The organism is Bradyrhizobium sp. WBOS08 (assembly GCF_024585125.1).
GTDB lineage: Bacteria > Pseudomonadota > Alphaproteobacteria > Rhizobiales > Xanthobacteraceae > Bradyrhizobium > Bradyrhizobium japonicum_B.
In genome coordinates, this window is the sequence record NZ_CP028988.1 from 5,499,208 (window position 1) to 5,516,194 (window position 16,987).

Consider the following 16,987-nt stretch of genomic DNA (forward strand, 5'->3'; position numbering starts at 1 on the left):
GGTACCTCGCCGCCACACGGGGGACGGGATTCCTGACGCGGACGCTTCGGCGCGCGCACCCGGACGGGTATGGGATTAGCATAAGTGTCTGAATTATTTGACGAAGTCGACGAGGAAGTACGTCGCGAACAGTTCAAGAAGCTGTGGGACAAGTATTCGATCTACTTCATCGCCCTGATGGTGCTGGTCGTGGCCGCGGCCGCTGGCTGGCAGGGCTACAAGTACTTTGAGGCCAAGAAGGCCGCCGAGGCCGGTGCCGCCTTCGAGAAGGCGGCGGAGCTGTCCGAGCAGGACAAGCACGCCGAGGCTGAGGCCGCCTTCACCGAGCTCGCCGCCAAGGCGCCATCGGGTTATCGCACCCTGGCGCGGCTGCGCGCCGCCGCCGAGGCTGCCGCGCGCGATCCCAAGGCCGCCGCGAAGATGTACGACGATCTTGCTGCCGACCGCAGCGTCGGGGGTGAGTGGCAGGACTTGGCGAAGATCCGCGCCGCCGGCCTCGTGCTCGACAGCGCCAGCTATGCCGACATGCTGCAGCGGCTGGAGCCCTCCGCGGCGCCCAAGGCGACCTACCGCCACAGCGCACGCGAGATGCTGGCGTTGTCGGCCTGGCGCAACAACGACATGACCGCGGCCCGCAAATGGCTCGACGCGATTGCCGAGGACAATGAAACGCCGCCTGGCCTGCGCTCGCGCGCCGAGGCGCTCCAGGCCCTGCTGCCGCCCGTCGCCAAAAGCTGACCCAAGAGCTGATAAGAGCTGACAAGAGCTGACGACAGACGGGCCCTCTGACGTAAACGAGACACACGATGCGCCGTACGCCACGCTTGATCGCAGCCGCCGTCCTGATCGCCTTCACCGGCGTCCTGGGCGGCTGCTCCAGTTTCGATCCAAGCGACATGCTCGACTTCCTCGACACCAAGAAGAAACTGCCGGGCGACCGCAAGCCGGTCTTCCCCGAAGGTGTGCCGGGCCTCGAGCAAGGCGTGCCGAAGGATCTCTACAAGGGCGCGCAGCAGCAGCCCGATCCGAACGCGCCTGCCGTCGCGGCTTTGCCCGCGGAGCCGCCGCCCGAGCCGGCCAGGCCGGGGAAGGGCGCCAAGGCGAAGCAGACCAGGCAGCCGGCCGCTGCCGTCGCGCCGGCCGAGGCACCTGCTGGCGAGGTCGACGGCGAGGCCCAGCCCGAGGCGGCGCCGCCCACGGCCGCTCCGCCGCCCAAGCACAAGATCGTCCGCAAGCGCACCACCGCGCCGCCGCCGGATCAGCCGGTCCAGCAGGCGCAGCCGACCCAGACCACGCAGCAGCAATCGCAGGGCGCTTTCCCGGCGCCGCTGCCGAGCGGCAGCTTCTCGCGCTGATCATTCATTTCATTGACACGCGCAGCCCCGGCAGCGCACGAATGCCCGATGTCCTTCACAATCGCCATCATCGGCCGGCCCAATGTCGGCAAATCGACGCTGTTCAACCGCCTGGTTGGACAGAAGCTCGCGCTCGTCGATGATTTGCCGGGTGTCACCCGCGATCGCCGCGAGGGCGAGGCCAGGCTCGGCGATCTCCACTTCACCATCATCGACACCGCCGGCCTCGACGAGGGCGCCAAGGGCTCGCTGACCGCGCGCATGCAGGAGCAGACCGAGGCCGCGATCGCGCAAGCCGACGCGCTGTTCTTCGTCATCGATGCCCGCATTGGCCTCACCCCGACCGATCGCGCCTTCGCCGATTTCGCCCGCAAGGCCAACAAGCCGGTGCTGCTGATCGCCAACAAGAGCGAGGGCAAGCACGGCGATGCCGGCGCGATGGAAGCCTTCGCGCTCGGCCTGGGCGATCCCATCCAGATCTCGGCCGAGCACGGCGAGGGCATGGGCGAGCTCTACGATGCGCTCGCCAAGCTGATGCCGGAGCCCGTCGACGAAGACGAGATCGAGGACGATGCGCCGCTCTCCGAGGAAGAGGCCGCAACGCGCCCGATCCGCGTCGCCATCGTCGGCCGGCCCAATGCCGGCAAGTCGACGCTGATCAACCATCTGCTCGGCGAGGAGCGGCTGCTGACGAGCCCGGAGGCCGGCACCACGCGCGATTCCATCGCGGTCGAGATCAACTGGAGGGGCCGCGATTTTCGCGTGTTCGACACCGCCGGCCTGCGCCGGCGTTCGCGCATCGAGGAGAAGCTGGAAAAGCTCTCGGTCGCCGATGCGCTGCGCGCGGTGCGCTTTGCCGAAGTCGTCGTGCTGATGATGGACACGCAAAACCGCTTCGAGGAGCAGGATCTGCGCATCGCCGATCTGATCGAGCGCGAGGGCCGCGCCATCGTGCTCGCCGTCAACAAATGGGACCTGATGGAGACCAAGGGCGGCGGTGCGATCTCGACTTTGCGCCGTGATGCCGACCACTGGCTGCCGCAGGTCAAGGGCGTGCCTATTGTCGCCGTCTCGGGCCTGATGGGCGAAGGGATCGACCGCCTGATGCAGGCGATCCAGGACGCCTATGCGGTCTGGAACAGGCGCGTGCCGACCTCGGCGCTCAATCGCTGGTTCGAGCAGGCGGTCCAGGCCAACCCGCCGCCGGCGGTGTCCGGCCGCAGGCTGAAGTTGAACTACATCACGCAGAACAAGGCGCGTCCGCCGAGCTTCGTGCTGTTCTGCTCGCGCGCCGATGCGGTGCCGCAATCCTATTTGCGCTACCTCACCAATTCCATGCGCGAGAGCTTCGATCTGCCCGGCACGCCGGTGCGCATCACGCTGCGCGAGAAGGCCAATCCGTTCGCGCACAAGCGCAAGCGCCCGTCGTGAGTGACGGCGCCGGCGAGGCGGCGGCGCAAGGCGCTGTGCCGGCGAGGGGCGGCGCGGTCGTTTTCATCTTCGTCACCATCCTGCTCGACATGCTCGCGCTCGGCGTGATCATGCCGATCCTGCCGAAGCTGATCGAGAGCTTCGTCGACAACGACACCGCGCACGCGGCCCGCATCTTCGGCCTGTTCGGCACCGCCTGGGCGCTGATGCAGTTCGTGTTCTCGCCGCTGCTCGGCGCGCTCTCCGATCGCTTCGGACGGCGGCCGGTGGTGCTGCTGTCGAATTTCGGGCTGGCCGCCGACTACGTGCTGATGGCGCTGGCCCCGTCTCTGCTCTGGCTGTTCATCGGCCGCGTGATATCGGGCATTACCTCCGCCAGCATCTCGACCGCCTTTGCCTATATCGCCGACATCACGCCGCCGGAGCGGCGCGCGGCGGTCTTCGGCAAGGTCGGCGCTGCCTTCGGGGCTGGCTTCATCTTGGGCCCGGCGCTGGGCGGCCTGCTCGGCGACATCGATCCGCGCCTGCCGTTCTGGGCCTCGGCAGCGCTGAGCTTCGCCAATGCGCTCTATGGATTGTTCGTCCTGCCGGAATCGCTGGCGCCCGACAAGCGCGCGCCGTTCCGCTGGAGGAGTGCCAGTCCGGTCGGGGCGCTGCGTCTGTTGCGATCCAATGCGGTGCTGGCCGCCTTGTCGGTCGTGAACTTCATCGCGCAGGTCGCGCATGTCGTGCTGCCCTCGACCTTCGTGCTCTATGCGACCTATCGCTACGGCTGGGATTCCAAGACCGTGGGATTGACGCTGGCGATGGTCGGCATCTGCGCCATGGTGGTGCAGGGGCTCGCGATCGGCCCCATCGTGCGCGTGCTGGGCGAGCGGAACGCGCTGTTGCTCGGCCTGTGCTGCGGCGCGCTCGGCTTCGCAGTCCTGGGCGCGGCGCCGACCGGGCGCTGTCCTGGATCGGCATTCCTATTCTGGCGCTGTGGGGGATCTCCGGCGCCGCGTCGCAAGCCCTGATGACGCGGCTCGTGTCGCCCGATCAGCAGGGCCAGCTGCAGGGCGCGACCGCGAGCGTGCAGAGCGTCTCGCAACTTGTCGGCCCGTTCCTGTTCACGCTGACCTTTTCCTACTTCATCGGCAGCAGCGCGCCGCTGCATTTGCCCGGCGCGCCATTCCTGCTCGCAGCGGTGCTGATGGTGCTGTGCACGGCCATCGCCGCGCGCTCGCTGGCGGCCACGAAGACGGTCTCGTAGGGTGGGCAAAGGTGCGCAAGCGCCGTGCCCACGATCTGTTCATGAAACGAAGAAATCGTGGGCACGCTTCGCTTTGCCCTACAGCGGCGTTTTCTGAAGCCCCAAACGAAATGCCCGGGACAAGCCCGGGCATGACGTCGTTGAGGCTGTGCGGAGCGCTACGCGCTCACTTCTTCACCAGCGGGCAGTCGCTGTCCTTGAGCGGCTTCGCCGCGTCTTCCGCCGAGATCGTGGCGATCTGCTTGTAATAATCCCACGGTCCCTTCGACTCCTCGGGCTTCTTCACCTCGAACAGATAGGCCGGGATGAGGCGGCGTCCGTCCTGGCGCAGCGGCCCGTTGCCGAACAGCGGATCGTTGGTCGGCAGCTCCTTCATCTTGGCGACGACCTTGGCGCCGTCATGCGGATTGCCGCCGAGCGCTTCCATCGCCTTGAGATAGTGCAGCACCATCGCGTAATTGCCGGCCTGGGTCATCGAGGGCATCGCGTTCTTGCTGGCGAGCTTGGAGAACCGCTTGGACCATTCGCGGGTCTTGTCATTCATGTCCCAGTAGAACGATTCGGTGAAGGTCAGGCCCTGCGCGGTCTTCAGGCCGAGCGAGTGCACGTCGTTGATGAACAGCAGCAGCGCGGCGAGCTTCTGGCCGGCGGAGACGATGCCGAATTCGGCCGCCTGCTTGATCGAGTTCGTGGTGTCGCCGCCGGCATTGGCAAGGCCCACGACCTTGGCCTTGGACGATTGTGCCTGCAGCAGGAAGGACGAGAAGTCCGCGGTGTTGATCGGATGCTTGACGCTGCCGAGCACCTTGCCGCCGTTCGCGGTCACGACCGCGGTGGTGTCACGCTCGAGCGCGTGACCGAAGGCATAGTCCGCGGTCAGGAAGAACCAGCTGTCGCCGCCGGCCTTGGTCAGCGCCTTGCCGGTGCCGTTGGCCAGCATGTAGGTGTCGTAGGTGTAGGAGATCGTGTTCGGCGTGCAGGCCTTGCCGGTCAGGTCGGCGGAGGCGGCGCCGGAGTTCAGCAGCACCGCGTTCTTTTCCTTGACGAGGTTGCTGACGGCCAGCGCAACGCCGGAGTTCGGCGTGTCCGCGATGGCGTCGACCTTCTCGTTGTCGATCCACTGCCGGGCGATGTTGACGCCGACGTCGGGCTTGTTCTGATGGTCGCCGCTGATGACGTCGATCTTCCAGCCCTTCGCGAGCAGACCGGAATCCTCGACCGCCATCTTGATCGCGACCACGGAGTTCGGGCCGCCGATGTCGGCATAGAGGCTCGACATGTCGTTGAGCACGCCGATCTTGACGGTCTTGTCCTGCGCGTAGGCGGATGTGGCAAAACCGAAGGCGGCACAGGCCAGCAGGGCCGCGGAGCGGCGGGCGAACGTCGTCGTCATAAAAGTTTCCTCCATTGTCAAATATGCGGACGCTCTCTTGCGGAGTCTTGGTCCTTCCGATGGCTCTAGCCTGTCCGAAGCCCGGCGGCAATGCACCTAAAGCCGGATGACGCTGCGTCGTAGCGTCATCACTCGGTTAACCTTTGGGCAAAATGCGTTGAGACGCTATTTCAGCGTGTCCGATGTCAGCCTGAACTTCCGGATGCGCGTTCCGGTGTCGACCTCGGCGGTATAGGCGTTACCCTTGGCGTCGACCGCCATGGCGCCAATCAGGCCGGCGCGCGGAAGCTCATCAGCGTGCGGGTCTTGTAGTCGTAGAACTTGCCGGTATCGGTCCAGTCGGGCGCGCACATCGGCACGATGAACTCGGCGACCTGCTCGGGCGTGTCGAGCGTCGCGGGATCTTCGCCCGGCATCAGCGTGGCGCGCATGCGGGTGCGGACCGGGCCGGGGTTGAACAGGTTGACGCGCAGCTTGGTGTTCGCGGTCTCCTGCGCCCAGGCGCGCGCCAATGTTTCCAGCGCGGCCTTGGAGGCGGCGTAGGGGCTGACATAGGCGGTCGCCTTGTTGGCTGCGCCCGAGGTGATGAACACGGCGCGGCCGGCGTCGGACTGCCTCAGCAGCGGCTCCATGCAGCGGATCAGCTGGAAGTTGGCGGAGACGTTGACGGCGATCACGTCGGTGAAGCTCTTCAGCTCGATATGGCCGATCGGCGAGGAGGGGCCGAGCACGCCGGCATTGCCGACGAGGATGTCGAGCTTGCCGTAGCGCTCGTGCAGGCCGGCGCCGAGCCGGGCGATGCCGTCGAAATCGGTGAGGTTGAGCGGCACCAGGGTGGCACTGCCGCCGAGCTTGCGGATCTCGTCGTCGAGCTCTTCCAGCCCGCCTTGCGTGCGCGCGGTGGCGACGATATGCGCGCCGGCCTTGGCCAAGGCGAGGGCCGTGGCATAGCCGATGCCGCGCGAGGCGCCGGTGACGAGAGCGATGCGGTCAGCGAGGGGTTTGGTCATGGCGGGGTTTTACAGGCGTGGATGGCCGGGACAAGCCCCCACATGGTCGTCATTCCGGGGTGGTCCGCAGGACCGAACCCGGAATCTAGAGGTTCGAGGCAACACATCGAGATCCCGGGTTCGATGCTTCGCGTCGCCCGGGATGACGGCTGCGCCGTCAGCTCGCCTCGGCCAGCAGCGACAGCTGCCGCGGCTGCTGCTCGGTCTGAGTCTGGTCGGTGAGGTGGGTCGGATAGGCCCCGGTAAAGCAATGATCCGAGAATTTCGGATTGGCGGGGTCGCGGCCGGGCTCGCCCATGGCGCGGTACATGCCGTCGATCGACAGGAAGGCGAGCGAGTCGGCGCCGATGATCTCGCGCATCTCCTCCAGCGAATGCGTCGCCGCCAGAAGGCCGCCGCGGTCGGGCAGGTCGATGCCGTAATAATCGGGATAGAGGATCGGGGGCGAGGCGAGGCGGAAGTGCACTTCCTTGGCGCCGGCATCGCGCATCATGCGCACGATCTTCTTCGAGGTGGTGCCGCGCACCAGCGAGTCGTCGATCAGGATGATGCGCTTGCCCTCGATCGCGGCGCGGTTGGCCGAGTGCTTCATGCGCACGCCGGATTCGCGGATCGCCTGGGTCGGCTGGATGAAGGTGCGGCCGACATAATGGTTGCGGATGATGCCGAGCTCGAACGGCACGCCGGAATGCTGGCTGTAGCCGACCGCGGCCGGCACGCCGGAATCCGGCACCGGCACGACGACGTCGATCGGCACGTGGCTCTCGCGCGCCAGCTGCGCTCCGAAGGCCTTGCGGACCTCGTAGACCGAGCGGCCGTGCACGATGGAATCCGGCCGGGAGAAATAGATGTACTCGAAGATGCAGGGACGCGGCGCCATCGGCGGGAACGGCTTGTGGATGTCCTGGCCGTTCTCGTCGAACACGATGACCTCGCCCGGCTCGATGTCGCGGATGAAGCGCGCGCCGATGATGTCGAGCGCGCAGGTCTCCGAGGTCAGGATCGGACAGCCGTCGAGTTCGCCGAGCACCAGCGGGCGGATGCCGCGCGGATCGCGCGCGCCGACCAGCTTCTTGTTGGTCAGCGAGACCAGCGCATAGGCGCCCTCGATCTCGCGCAGCGCGTCGATGTAGCGCTCGATGAAGCGGCTGCGGCGCGAGCGCGCGACCAGGTGCAGGATCACCTCGGTGTCGGTGGTCGACTGCATCATGGCGCCGCTTCGGACGAGCTCGCGGCGCAGCGTCAAGCCGTTGGTGAGGTTGCCGTTGTGGGCGACGGCGAGACCGCCGGCATTGAGCTCGGCGAACAGCGGCTGCACGTTGCGCAGGATGGTGGCACCGGTGGTGGAATAGCGGACATGGCCGACCGCCATGTTGCCGGGCAGGCGGTCGATCACCTCGCGGCGGGAGAAGGTGTCGCCGACGAGGCCGAGCCGGCGTTCACTGTGAAAACGGCCGCCGTCGTAGGAGACGATGCCGGCGGCCTCCTGGCCGCGGTGCTGAAGCGCATGCAGGCCGAGCGCGGTGATGGCGGCGGCGTCGGGGTGGCCGTAGATGCCGAAGACGCCGCATTCCTCGCGCAGCGTATCCCCCTCCAGATCGTCCTGAACCTCGAGCCCGGCCGGACCGGGACCGGCGTGTGGATCGAGATCGAATTGGGCGTCCTGGTCAGGGTGTCGCATCTCGTCCGCGCCTCTCTTTAAGGGCAATCAACGCGCCGCAGGTTTCTCGATCAGTTTCTTCAAACTGTCACGAGCAGGTTTACTGTATCCGTCGCCACTGCCCGAAGGCTGCTGCTCGGAATCAGCTTGATCATCATCTGGTTTGTTTTTCTTGAATCTCTTCAAGATGGTGTTCTCGGGGTCGTCAGGCAAGAGGGCCATCAGCCAATCGCCGGTTCCCTGCAGCACCACGCGGGACTTGGCGCCCGTGACCCAGTCCGGACGCTGCTTGTCCGGCACCAGCCAGGTGAAGAACAGGAAGGCGACCACGACGATCAAAAGCCCGCGAGCGAGGCCAAACAGGAAACCGAGGGTGCGGTCCAGCGCGCCGATGCGCGAATCCAGGATCATGTCGGAGATCCGCACCGTGATCACGGAGACCACGACGAGGGTGCCGATGAACACGCCCGCGACCACGACGACGCTCGCCACCGTGTCGTTGTTGAAATAGGTCTTGGCGGTCGGCAGCAGCTTCGAGAACGAATAGAGCGTCACGATCGCCGCCGCGCCCCAGGCCGCGATCGACAGGATTTCGCGCATGAAACCGCGGACCATGGCGAGCAGGCCCGAAATCAGCATCACACCGAGCAGGATCAGGTCGAGGATGGTTACTGGCATCGGCTGGTCTGGTCCGCTCGTACTTCAAAGGTGCTCTGGCGAATCGGTGCTTGGCCGCTGCCTTAAAAGAGGGGCAGACGGCGTTCCCGGCAAGGCCGCAACCACGCAATCCCATGCTGCTTTTGTGACGGCTGTATAGCGGCGGAGGCCTTCGGCGTCACCTCCGCCTAGCCCTCTCCGCGGCGGAATCTTGCCGGTGTGGCATTTTTCTCGGCCGGCGCGCTCGATTCGCCGCGGCGGGAGCCGCGAGCCGCGATCTCGGCCACCAAAGTCGTCAGGCTGTTGATCGCGTTCAGCGACAATCCGGCATCGCCGCCGCTCTCGCCGCGCGCCGATTCGGGCAGCACGGCGCGCTGAAAGCCGAGTTTGGCGGCTTCCTTCAGCCGGGCCGGGGTCTGCGCCACCGGGCGCACCACGCCGGACAGCGAGATCTCGCCGAAATAGACCGCATCGCTCGGCAATTGCGCGTTAACCAGGGACGACACCAGCGCCGCCGCCGCGGCTAGGTCCGCTGCCGGCTCGTGGATGCGCAGGCCGCCGGCGACGTTCAGGTAGACGTCGTGGCCGGACAGCTTGACCCCGCAATGCGCCTCCAGCACCGCCAGCACCATCGAGAGCCGGCTCGGATCCCAGCCGACCACCGCGCGCCTGGGCGTGCCGAGCGAGGTCGGCGCCACCAGCGCCTGCAATTCCACCAGAACGGGCCGCGTGCCCTCGATACCCGCAAAGACTGCGGTGCCGGGCGTGCCGAGATCGCGTTCGGACAGGAACAGCTCCGAGGGGTTGGTGACCTCGCGCAGACCGAGGCCCGTCATCTCGAACACCCCGATCTCGTCGGTCGGGCCGAAGCGGTTCTTCACCGCGCGCAGGATGCGGAATTGCTGCGAGCCTTCGCCCTCGAACGACATCACGGCATCGACCATGTGCTCGACCACACGGGGGCCGGCGATCTGGCCGTCCTTGGTGACATGGCCGACCAGGATGATGGCGGCGCCGGTTTTCTTGGCAAACCGGATCAGCGCCTGCGCCGAAGCACGCACCTGGGTCACCGTGCCGGGCGCCGATTCCACCGTGTCGGTCCACATGGTCTGGATCGAATCGATCACGATCAGCCGGGGCACCGCGCCCTCCGACAGCGTCGAGACGATGTCCTCGACCGAGGTCTCGGCCGCGAGCTGCACCGGCGCGTCCGACAGCCCGAGCCGTTCGGCACGCAGGCGCACCTGCGCGACCGCCTCTTCGCCGGAGATGTAGACGACGCGATGGCCGGCGCGCGCTAACAGGCTGGTCGCCTGCGTCAGCAGCGTCGATTTGCCGATGCCGGGATCGCCGCCGACCAGCAGCACCGAGCCGCGGACGAAGCCGCCGCCGGTGACACGGTCGAGCTCGGCCATGCCTGAGGACAGGCGCGGCGCATCCGGGCTCTTGCCGGAAAGGCTCTCCAGCGCGAACGTCCGCCCCTTGCGCCTGGAGCGGATCGAGACCGGCACGCTGCCGCTGGTGTCCTCTTCCGCGAGCGTATTCCATTCGCCGCAGGACTCGCACTTGCCCTGCCAGCGATTATAGGCCGCGCCGCAGTTCTGGCAGACGAAGGAAAGCGTGTTCTTGGCCATGGCACCGGTTGAGTCGAGGTTTCGGCTTGGTGATAGCACGGAATGGCGGGGTGATCGCCGGCGCTTCGATGATCTCGGCCCGGCACGCCAGTTATACTTTCATTAGCCCTGTACCGCTGTGACCGGGTGGATTTTGCGAAGTGTTAGCGGACGCGGGTCCAATTTCGGAACCATCGGGGGGCGGCGACGAGACATGACGAGATTCCTGCGAATATTGCTCGCTGCGGGCATGACCTGTGGCGTTTTCGCCTCCGCCAGCCCCAGCCTTGCCAAGCCGCTCAAGATCGTCTTCGTCAATCCCGGCAAGTCCGGCGAGGTGTTCTGGGACATGGTCGGGCAGAGCATGCAGGCCGCCGCGCGCAAGCTCGACGCCCATGTCGAGGTGCTGACCAGCGAACGCAATTATCGCACCATGCAGGAGCTCGGCCTCGGCGTGCTGGCACGTCGCGACAAGCCCGATTTCCTCATCCTGTCGAACGAGGAATCCGCCGCCGTTCCGATCCTGGAGGCGGCCGAGGCTGCCGGCGTCAAGACGCTGCTGCTCTCGAACACGTTGATCGGCGAGGATGCGGCGCGCCTTGGGCCGCCGCGGCAGAAGCTCAAGACCTGGCTCGGCGACATCACGACCGATCTCCAGACCGCGGGCGCGCGGATGGCGGGCGCCCTGATCGCGGCGGCGCGTGCCGAGAAATGGCAGAGCGCGGACGGCAAGATCCATATTCTCGGCATCGGCGGCGACGAGATCACGCCCGCCTCGATCGCGCGCAACACAGGTCTCAAGCTGGCGGTGGATGCCGCGCCCGACGTCGTGGTGGACCGGCTGCTGTTTGCCAACTGGACGCAGTCGGAGGCCGAGCGGGTCACCGCGAATTATCTGGGCTGGGCCGCGCGCAAGGAGATCCGCCCCGCTGGCATCTGGGCCGGAAACGATCCGATGGCGCTCGGCGCGCTGCGCGCGGTGCTCGCCGCCGGCCTCGTGCCCGGCCGCGACATCCAGCTGGTCGGCCTCAACTGGTCGGAGGATGCGCTGCGCGAGATCAGGGCAGGCCGCCTGCTGCTGAGCGACGGCGGGCATTTCCTGCTCGGCGGCTGGTCGATCGTCCTGCTGCGCGACTATGCCGACGGCTGCGATTTCGCAGGCGTCTCGCCCCGGGTCGAGGTCAAGACGTCGGCGATCACCCGGCAGAATCTCGGCTCGGTCGGCGACCTCATCAAGACACGTGCGTTCGACCGGATCGACTTCGCGCGCTTCCGGGCGAAGCCGGGACGATGCGGTCATTACGACTTCTCACTCGATGCGCTGATTTCGTCCCTGCCGCTTCCCGAAGGCGCCGCCGACTGATGCGCAAGGATGAGGCGATGACCGGTCCCGAACGCAGCGACCAGGCCGCACCGCGCTTGCGTTCGGTCGTTCGCGCCATGATCTGGGCCACCGTGCCCGTCCTGGTGCTGGTGCAATTGCTCGCCTCCGCCGGCGTCGAGGTTTCGAGCTTCTGGTCGCAGGTCAGGCAGCTCGACGCCCGCATGGCTCGCCTCGCCGAGAGCCGGGCCGAGCTGATCGCCGAGCCGCTCTGGAAGATGCGCTACGACCAGGTCACGGGCGTGCTCAACGAGATCATGCTCGACGAGACCATCGCGGCGGCGGCCGTCTATGACGATACGGGCGCGGCGATTGCCCGCGTGGCGGCGCGCCCCGAACGCCAGGCGGTCGCGGAGGTCTCGCGTCCGATCCATTACAGCAACGGCAACATGGCCGCCGAGGCCGGCCGCATCGCGATCGCCTATTCCAATGCGGCGCTCTACGCGGACGCCGGCAGCCGGCTGGTGCTGCTGCTTATCGTGGGCTTGCTCGCGACCTTTGCGACCCTGATCGCCATGCGGATCTCCGCCAGCATCTTCATCGGCAGGCCGCTCGCCGCCATGATGTCGGCGATCCAGCGCAGCAAGCAGGATGGCCGGGCCTATCCGGCGGACGTCACATCCTCGAACGAATTCGGCCAGCTCGCGCGTGCCTTCAACGCCATGCAGCATACGACGTCAGGCGCGCTCGACCGGCTTGGACACATGGCCGCGCACGATCCGCTCACCGGGCTGCCCAACCGGCGCTCCCTGACCGAGCGCCTGGCCGTCGCGAGCCGCCATCGCGGCAGGGCGGACGCGCTGGTCGCGTTCTGCTTCATCGATCTCGACGACTTCAAGGGCATCAACGACACTTTCGGCCATGAGGCCGGCGACAGGCTCCTGGTTCAGATTTCCGAGCGTCTCCGGAGCGCGGTCGAAGCGGAGGATTGGGTCGCCCGGCTCGGCGGCGACGAATTCGTCGTCATCCGCCCCGAGGTGAGCGACGAGGCATCGGCGCACGCATTCGCACAGCAGGTGCTGGCCGCCATCTCCGAGCCGATCCGGCTCCACGACAAGCAGGTGGTGCCGCGCGCCAGCATCGGCCTCGCCGTGCGCCGCGCCGACGATCCGGAATTGTCGCATCTGCCGACGCTGGCCGACATCGCGCTCTATCATGCCAAGAGCAAGGCGCCGGGCACGGTCGCCGTGCTGGACGAAGCGCTTCAGCGCGACTACCGCCGCTGCAGGGATCTCGAGCTCGCCATTCCCGCCGGCTTTGCCGAGGGACAGTTCGAGGTCTGGTACCAGAGCCAGGTCGACCTCGAAAGCCACGAGGTCGTCGGCCTGGAAGCCCTGATCCGCTGGCGTCATCCCGACCATGGCGTGATCGGTCCGGCCGAATTCCTGCCGCTGATCGAGCGCAGCGGCAACAATGGGCGGCTGACCCGCTACGTGCTGACGGATGCCTGCTGGGCACTGCAACGCCTGGCCGCCGCCGGCAGGCCCCAGATCCGGATTGCGATCAATCTGCCGCCGTCCGAGCTCGCCGACCATTCGCTCGCCGCCGCGCTGGGCGCGACCTGCGCACGCTTCGATGTTGCGCCCTCGCTGCTGGAGCTTGAGATCACCGAGGGCTCGCTGATCAACAACATCGCCAGCGCCGCCGAGACGCTGCATCGGTTGCGCCGCTTGGGTGCCACCATCGCGCTCGACGATTTCGGCACCGGCTACAGCTCGCTCGCGCATCTCAGGCACTTCCCGCTCGACAAGGTCAAGATCGACAAGGCCTTCATCAGCGAGATTCCCGATAGCGCCGAAGACAAGGCCATCGTCGGCGTGATCGCATCGCTTGCCGGCACCCTGGGGCTCACGCTGGTCGCCGAGGGCATCGAGCGCCCCGAACAGGCCGCGGCCATGCGCGAGATGGGGGTGAGGTTCGGGCAGGGCTATTTCTATCAGCGGCCGCAGCCGCTCGACACCGTGCTGCGATGGCTCCAGACGCAGCCGGCGGCCGAGAGCCGCGTCCTCGCCGGCAGCCCCTCGATCGCGCCCGAATTCGCCGCCTGAGCGCAGTTGCCTAGGTCTGCGTCGCGTTCCACAGCATGGAGAGCCCGGCCGCGATCATGATCGCGTCCATCAGCACGCGGAACATGTCCGGCTTCAGGTGCAGCACGAAGCGCTTCGCGAGGAAGGCGCCCGACATCAGCGAGGCGCCCGCGATCAGGCCCTTCATGAAGACCTCGCCGGTCAGCGCGCCGAAACGTTCGAAGGTCACCGACTTCGCGAAATAGAGGCCGAGCGAGGCGGCGGCTTCGGTGGCGAGGAAGGCGCCCTTCGAGAGGCCATAGAACAGGAACAGCGGCACGCTGAGCGGGCCGGTCGAGACCACGATGCCGGTGAGATAGCCGATGATCGCGCCGCCGAGCGCCAGATGCCAGAGATTGGCCTTGAGGTCGTGCCGCGCCAGAAAGTGCCGCACCGGCACCATCGCGATCAGGAACACGCCGATGGCGAGATCGACGGCGTGCGAGGGCAGCGCCAGCAGCGTCCGCGCGCCGAGCGCCGCGGCCGGAATGCCCGTGACCGAATAGGCCGCGCAGGCCCGCCAATCGACCTCGCGCCACCAGGCCAGGATGCGCGAGAAGTTCGCCATCACGGACGCCACCGCCATGATCGGCACGGCCTCCTTCGGCCCGTAGGCATAGACCAGCACCGGCATCAGCATGATCGACGAGCCGGTGCCGACGATGCCTGAGATGGTGCCGGCAACGAGCCCGACGGCGAGGACGAAGAGAAAGGCCAAAGGGAACGCTCCGGGAATCGGAGCAGTCTAGCCGGACGGGCCGGCGGGCGCGATGCCGGGCGCGGTTTGGTGTGCTTCCGGCAGGCGGAACCCTAAAGCGCGATGCGATCAGGATGGATCGTCATCGCGCTTCAGGTTGTTGTTTAAGCATGATCTTTTCGGAAGAGTGCGCTGCGCACTTTCCCGGATCATGCCTCAGCCGGGCAGCGGCGCTTCCACGACGTCGAGCAGGGCTCCGAGACCTTGCCGCAGGCGCCGCGTTGCCGCGCTCTCGGTGGCGAGGCCGAAGACGACGAGCGACCGTCCCGTCACCGCGTAAGCGTGGCCGAACTCGAATGCAGGCATCTGGGCCTCGGGCTGATTGGTGTCGATCAACCCCAGCCAGCGGCTTCCGTCGGTGACCGGCGGAAGTGTGAAGTTCACGACGTCGTAGTGAGCGTTGTAGACCAGAAGCATGGTCGCGTCCGAGCCGCGGCGCTTGACGCCGGTCTCCTGGGCACGTCCGTCGAGCAGCATGCCGAAGCACTTGGCGTTGCCGTCCTCCCATTGCTCGCTGGTCATCTCGTCGCCGGAGGGCGACAGCCAGGTCACGTCCTTGACGTCGAGCTCTTCATTGTGGGAGCCGACCAGGAACCGGCTGCGATAGAGGATCGGGAAGGCCTTGCGCGTCGCGATCAGCTTGCGGGCGAATTCACGCAGGCTGCGGCCGTTTGCCGTGATGCCCATCCAGTCGAGCCAGGAGGTCTCGTTGTCCTGGGCATACGCATTGTTGTTGCCGTTCTGAGTGTGCCCGAATTCGTCACCCGCCAGCAGCATCGGCGTGCCGTGGGACAGCAGCATGGTCGCAAGCAGATTCCGCTTCTGGCGTTCGCGCAACGCGATGATCTCGGCATCGTCGGTCGGCCCCTCGGCGCCGCAATTCCAGGAATGGTTGTTGCTGTGACCGTCGCGATTGTCCTCGCCATTCGCCTCGTTGTGCTTGTCGTTGTACGAGACGAGATCGTTGAGGTTGAAGCCGTCATGGGCCGTGACGAAGTTGACACTGGCCCATGGCCGGCGGCCCCGCTTATTGAAGAGATCGCCGGATCCCGACACGCGCTTGGCGAAGTCCGCGATCGATCCCTCGTCGCCTTTCCAGAAGGCGCGCACGGTGTCCCTGAACTTGTCGTTCCACTCGGCCCATCCCGGCGGGAACTGGCCGACCTGATAACCGCCCGGGCCGATGTCCCATGGCTCCGCGATCAGCTTGACGCTGGAGAGCACCGGATCCTGGCGGCAGGCGTCGAGAAAGCCGCCGCCTTCATCGAAGCCATAGGGCTCGCGCGCCAGAATGGTGGCGAGGTCGAAACGGAAGCCGTCGACCCGCATCTCATTTGCCCAATAGCGCAAGGAATCCGCAACCAGCTGAAGCACGCGCGGATGCGACAGATTCACCGTGTTGCCGGTCCCGGTATCGTTGATGTAGTAGCGCTTCTGGTCCGGCAGCAGGCGGTAATAGCTGGCGTTGTCGATGCCCTTGAACGACAGCGTCGGACCGAGCTCGTTGCCTTCCGCGGTGTGATTGTAGACGACGTCCAGGATGATCTCGATGCCATGGGCGTGGAACTGGTTGACCATTTCCTTGAACTCGTTCGCGAACGGCGTCTTCAGGTAACGCGGTTCAGGCGCGAAGAAGGCGATGGAATTGTAACCCCAGTAATTGCGCAGGCCCTTGTCGACCAGGTAGCTGTCGTCGACGAAGGCGTGGATCGGCAGCAGCTCCGCGCTGGTGATGCCGAGCGAGCGGAGATAAGCGGGGATTTCGCCATGCGCGAGGCCTGAGAACGTGCCGCGGTCTGCTTCTGGCACCAGCGGATGCCGCTGCGTGAAGCCCTTGACGTGCATCTCGTAGACGATCGTCCGCTCCCAGGGCACTTCGGGCTTGCGCGCCGCGCCCCAGGTGAAGGCAGGGTCGATGACGCGGCACTTCTGCATCAAGGGCGCGCTGTCGCGCTCGTCGAACGAGAGGTCCTTGTCGGCGTGGTCGAGCTGGTAGCCGAACAGTTCGGGTCCCCAGCGCAATTGTCCGATCAGTTGCTTGGCGTAGGGATCGAGCAGGAGCTTGTTGGGATTGAAGCGGTGGCCGGCATCAGGCTCGTACGGCCCGTGGACGCGATAGCCGTACACGGTACCGGGACGGGCCGAGGGCAGATAGCCGTGCCAGACTTCATCGGTGTATTCGGGAAGCTCGACCCGCTCCAGCTCGGTTTCACCGTCGTCGTCGAACAGGCAGAGCTCGACCTTCGTGGCATGGGCCGAGAACAGCGCGAAGTTGACGCCGAGGCCGTCCCAGGTGGCGCCGAGTGGAAACGGTTTGCCTTCGGTGACCCGCGATCGGCGCAGGCTCGACGCCGCCCGCGTCAGGGCGTCGTCTGATTGCGTTTTTTGGTCCATGTCTGCCCCCCGATGACG

Annotated in this window: 12 protein-coding genes and 1 pseudogene; 6 read left to right on the top strand and 7 right to left on the bottom strand. The window is 66.5% G+C overall.

Annotated features, from left to right (window positions below):
• The first annotated feature begins 84 nt into the window (after positions 1 to 84).
• The 4 genes and pseudogenes from DCM80_RS25805 (at position 85) to DCM80_RS25820 (ending at position 4,038) form a co-directional block, all read left to right on the top strand.
• Positions 85 to 738: a tetratricopeptide repeat protein gene (locus DCM80_RS25805; protein WP_257180418.1), complete on the top strand. Its 654-nt coding sequence runs from the start codon at positions 85 to 87 to the stop codon at positions 736 to 738.
• 68 nt (positions 739 to 806) lie between these two features.
• The gene (locus DCM80_RS25810) at positions 807 to 1,355 is read left to right on the top strand and encodes a hypothetical protein (protein ID WP_257194300.1); all 549 of its coding nucleotides are present in this window, start codon (positions 807 to 809) and stop codon (positions 1,353 to 1,355) included.
• Between the two features lie 48 nt (positions 1,356 to 1,403).
• Positions 1,404 to 2,786 (top strand): ribosome biogenesis GTPase Der, encoded by a 1,383-nt coding sequence (gene der, locus DCM80_RS25815; protein WP_257194301.1) that lies wholly within the window; start codon positions 1,404 to 1,406, stop codon positions 2,784 to 2,786.
• Positions 2,783 to 4,038 (top strand): annotated as a pseudogene (locus tag DCM80_RS25820) (TCR/Tet family MFS transporter). Before der ends, DCM80_RS25820 begins: the two are co-directional and overlap by 4 nt.
• A gap of 166 nt (positions 4,039 to 4,204) precedes the next feature.
• Here the strand turns inward: DCM80_RS25820 and DCM80_RS25825 are convergent.
• The 5 genes from DCM80_RS25825 to radA all read right to left on the bottom strand — a co-directional run bounded on the left by DCM80_RS25825 (position 4,205) and on the right by radA (position 10,392).
• A complete protein-coding gene (locus tag DCM80_RS25825; protein ID WP_257194302.1) occupies positions 4,205 to 5,431 on the bottom strand; it encodes an ABC transporter substrate-binding protein in 1,227 nt (408 codons plus the stop codon).
• A 269-nt stretch (positions 5,432 to 5,700) separates the two neighbouring features.
• On the bottom strand, positions 5,701 to 6,441 hold the full coding sequence (locus tag DCM80_RS25830) for an SDR family NAD(P)-dependent oxidoreductase (protein ID WP_257194303.1): 741 nt from the start codon (positions 6,439 to 6,441) through the stop codon (positions 5,701 to 5,703).
• A gap of 157 nt (positions 6,442 to 6,598) precedes the next feature.
• Positions 6,599 to 8,122, bottom strand: coding sequence for an amidophosphoribosyltransferase (purF, locus tag DCM80_RS25835; protein ID WP_257194304.1), 1,524 nt, complete (start codon positions 8,120 to 8,122; stop codon positions 6,599 to 6,601).
• 27 nt (positions 8,123 to 8,149) lie between these two features.
• Positions 8,150 to 8,779 carry a CvpA family protein gene (locus DCM80_RS25840; RefSeq protein ID WP_028136867.1) on the bottom strand — a complete coding sequence of 210 codons (630 nt, stop codon included), beginning with the start codon at positions 8,777 to 8,779 and terminating at the stop codon, positions 8,150 to 8,152.
• A gap of 167 nt (positions 8,780 to 8,946) precedes the next feature.
• On the bottom strand, positions 8,947 to 10,392 hold the full coding sequence (gene radA / locus DCM80_RS25845; RefSeq protein ID WP_257194305.1) for a DNA repair protein RadA: 1,446 nt from the start codon (positions 10,390 to 10,392) through the stop codon (positions 8,947 to 8,949).
• Between the two features lie 193 nt (positions 10,393 to 10,585).
• Between radA and DCM80_RS25850 the strand changes: the two genes are divergently transcribed.
• Entirely contained in the window at positions 10,586 to 11,734 is a 1,149-nt protein-coding gene (locus DCM80_RS25850) for an ABC transporter substrate-binding protein (protein WP_257194306.1), read from the top strand.
• Positions 11,735 to 11,751: 17 nt separating this feature from the next.
• A complete protein-coding gene (locus tag DCM80_RS25855) occupies positions 11,752 to 13,800 on the top strand; it encodes a putative bifunctional diguanylate cyclase/phosphodiesterase (protein WP_373569371.1) in 2,049 nt (682 codons plus the stop codon).
• A 10-nt stretch (positions 13,801 to 13,810) separates the two neighbouring features.
• Here the strand turns inward: DCM80_RS25855 and DCM80_RS25860 are convergent, their stop codons facing one another.
• Positions 13,811 to 14,536, bottom strand: coding sequence for a sulfite exporter TauE/SafE family protein (locus DCM80_RS25860; protein ID WP_257194308.1), 726 nt, complete (start codon positions 14,534 to 14,536; stop codon positions 13,811 to 13,813).
• A 195-nt stretch (positions 14,537 to 14,731) separates the two neighbouring features.
• Positions 14,732 to 16,969 carry a glycogen debranching protein GlgX gene (gene glgX, locus DCM80_RS25865; protein ID WP_257180407.1) on the bottom strand — a complete coding sequence of 746 codons (2,238 nt, stop codon included), beginning with the start codon at positions 16,967 to 16,969 and terminating at the stop codon, positions 14,732 to 14,734.
• Positions 16,970 to 16,987 lie beyond the last annotated feature (18 nt).

What these genes read in the sequence shown, in the direction of transcription:
- purF (WP_257194304.1), bottom strand. Translation starts at nt 8,122, where the DNA reads ATGCGACACCCTGACCAGGACGCCCAATTCGATCTCGATCCACACGCC.
- DCM80_RS25855 (WP_373569371.1), top strand. Translation starts at nt 11,752, where the DNA reads ATGACCGGTCCCGAACGCAGCGACCAGGCCGCACCGCGCTTGCGTTCG.
- DCM80_RS25840 (WP_028136867.1), bottom strand. Translation starts at nt 8,779, where the DNA reads ATGCCAGTAACCATCCTCGACCTGATCCTGCTCGGTGTGATGCTGATT.
- DCM80_RS25830 (WP_257194303.1), bottom strand. Translation starts at nt 6,441, where the DNA reads ATGACCAAACCCCTCGCTGACCGCATCGCTCTCGTCACCGGCGCCTCG.
- DCM80_RS25810 (WP_257194300.1), top strand. Translation starts at nt 807, where the DNA reads ATGCGCCGTACGCCACGCTTGATCGCAGCCGCCGTCCTGATCGCCTTC.
- glgX (WP_257180407.1), bottom strand. Translation starts at nt 16,969, where the DNA reads ATGGACCAAAAAACGCAATCAGACGACGCCCTGACGCGGGCGGCGTCG.
- der (WP_257194301.1), top strand. Translation starts at nt 1,404, where the DNA reads ATGTCCTTCACAATCGCCATCATCGGCCGGCCCAATGTCGGCAAATCG.
- DCM80_RS25850 (WP_257194306.1), top strand. Translation starts at nt 10,586, where the DNA reads ATGACGAGATTCCTGCGAATATTGCTCGCTGCGGGCATGACCTGTGGC.
- DCM80_RS25825 (WP_257194302.1), bottom strand. Translation starts at nt 5,431, where the DNA reads ATGACGACGACGTTCGCCCGCCGCTCCGCGGCCCTGCTGGCCTGTGCC.
- radA (WP_257194305.1), bottom strand. Translation starts at nt 10,392, where the DNA reads ATGGCCAAGAACACGCTTTCCTTCGTCTGCCAGAACTGCGGCGCGGCC.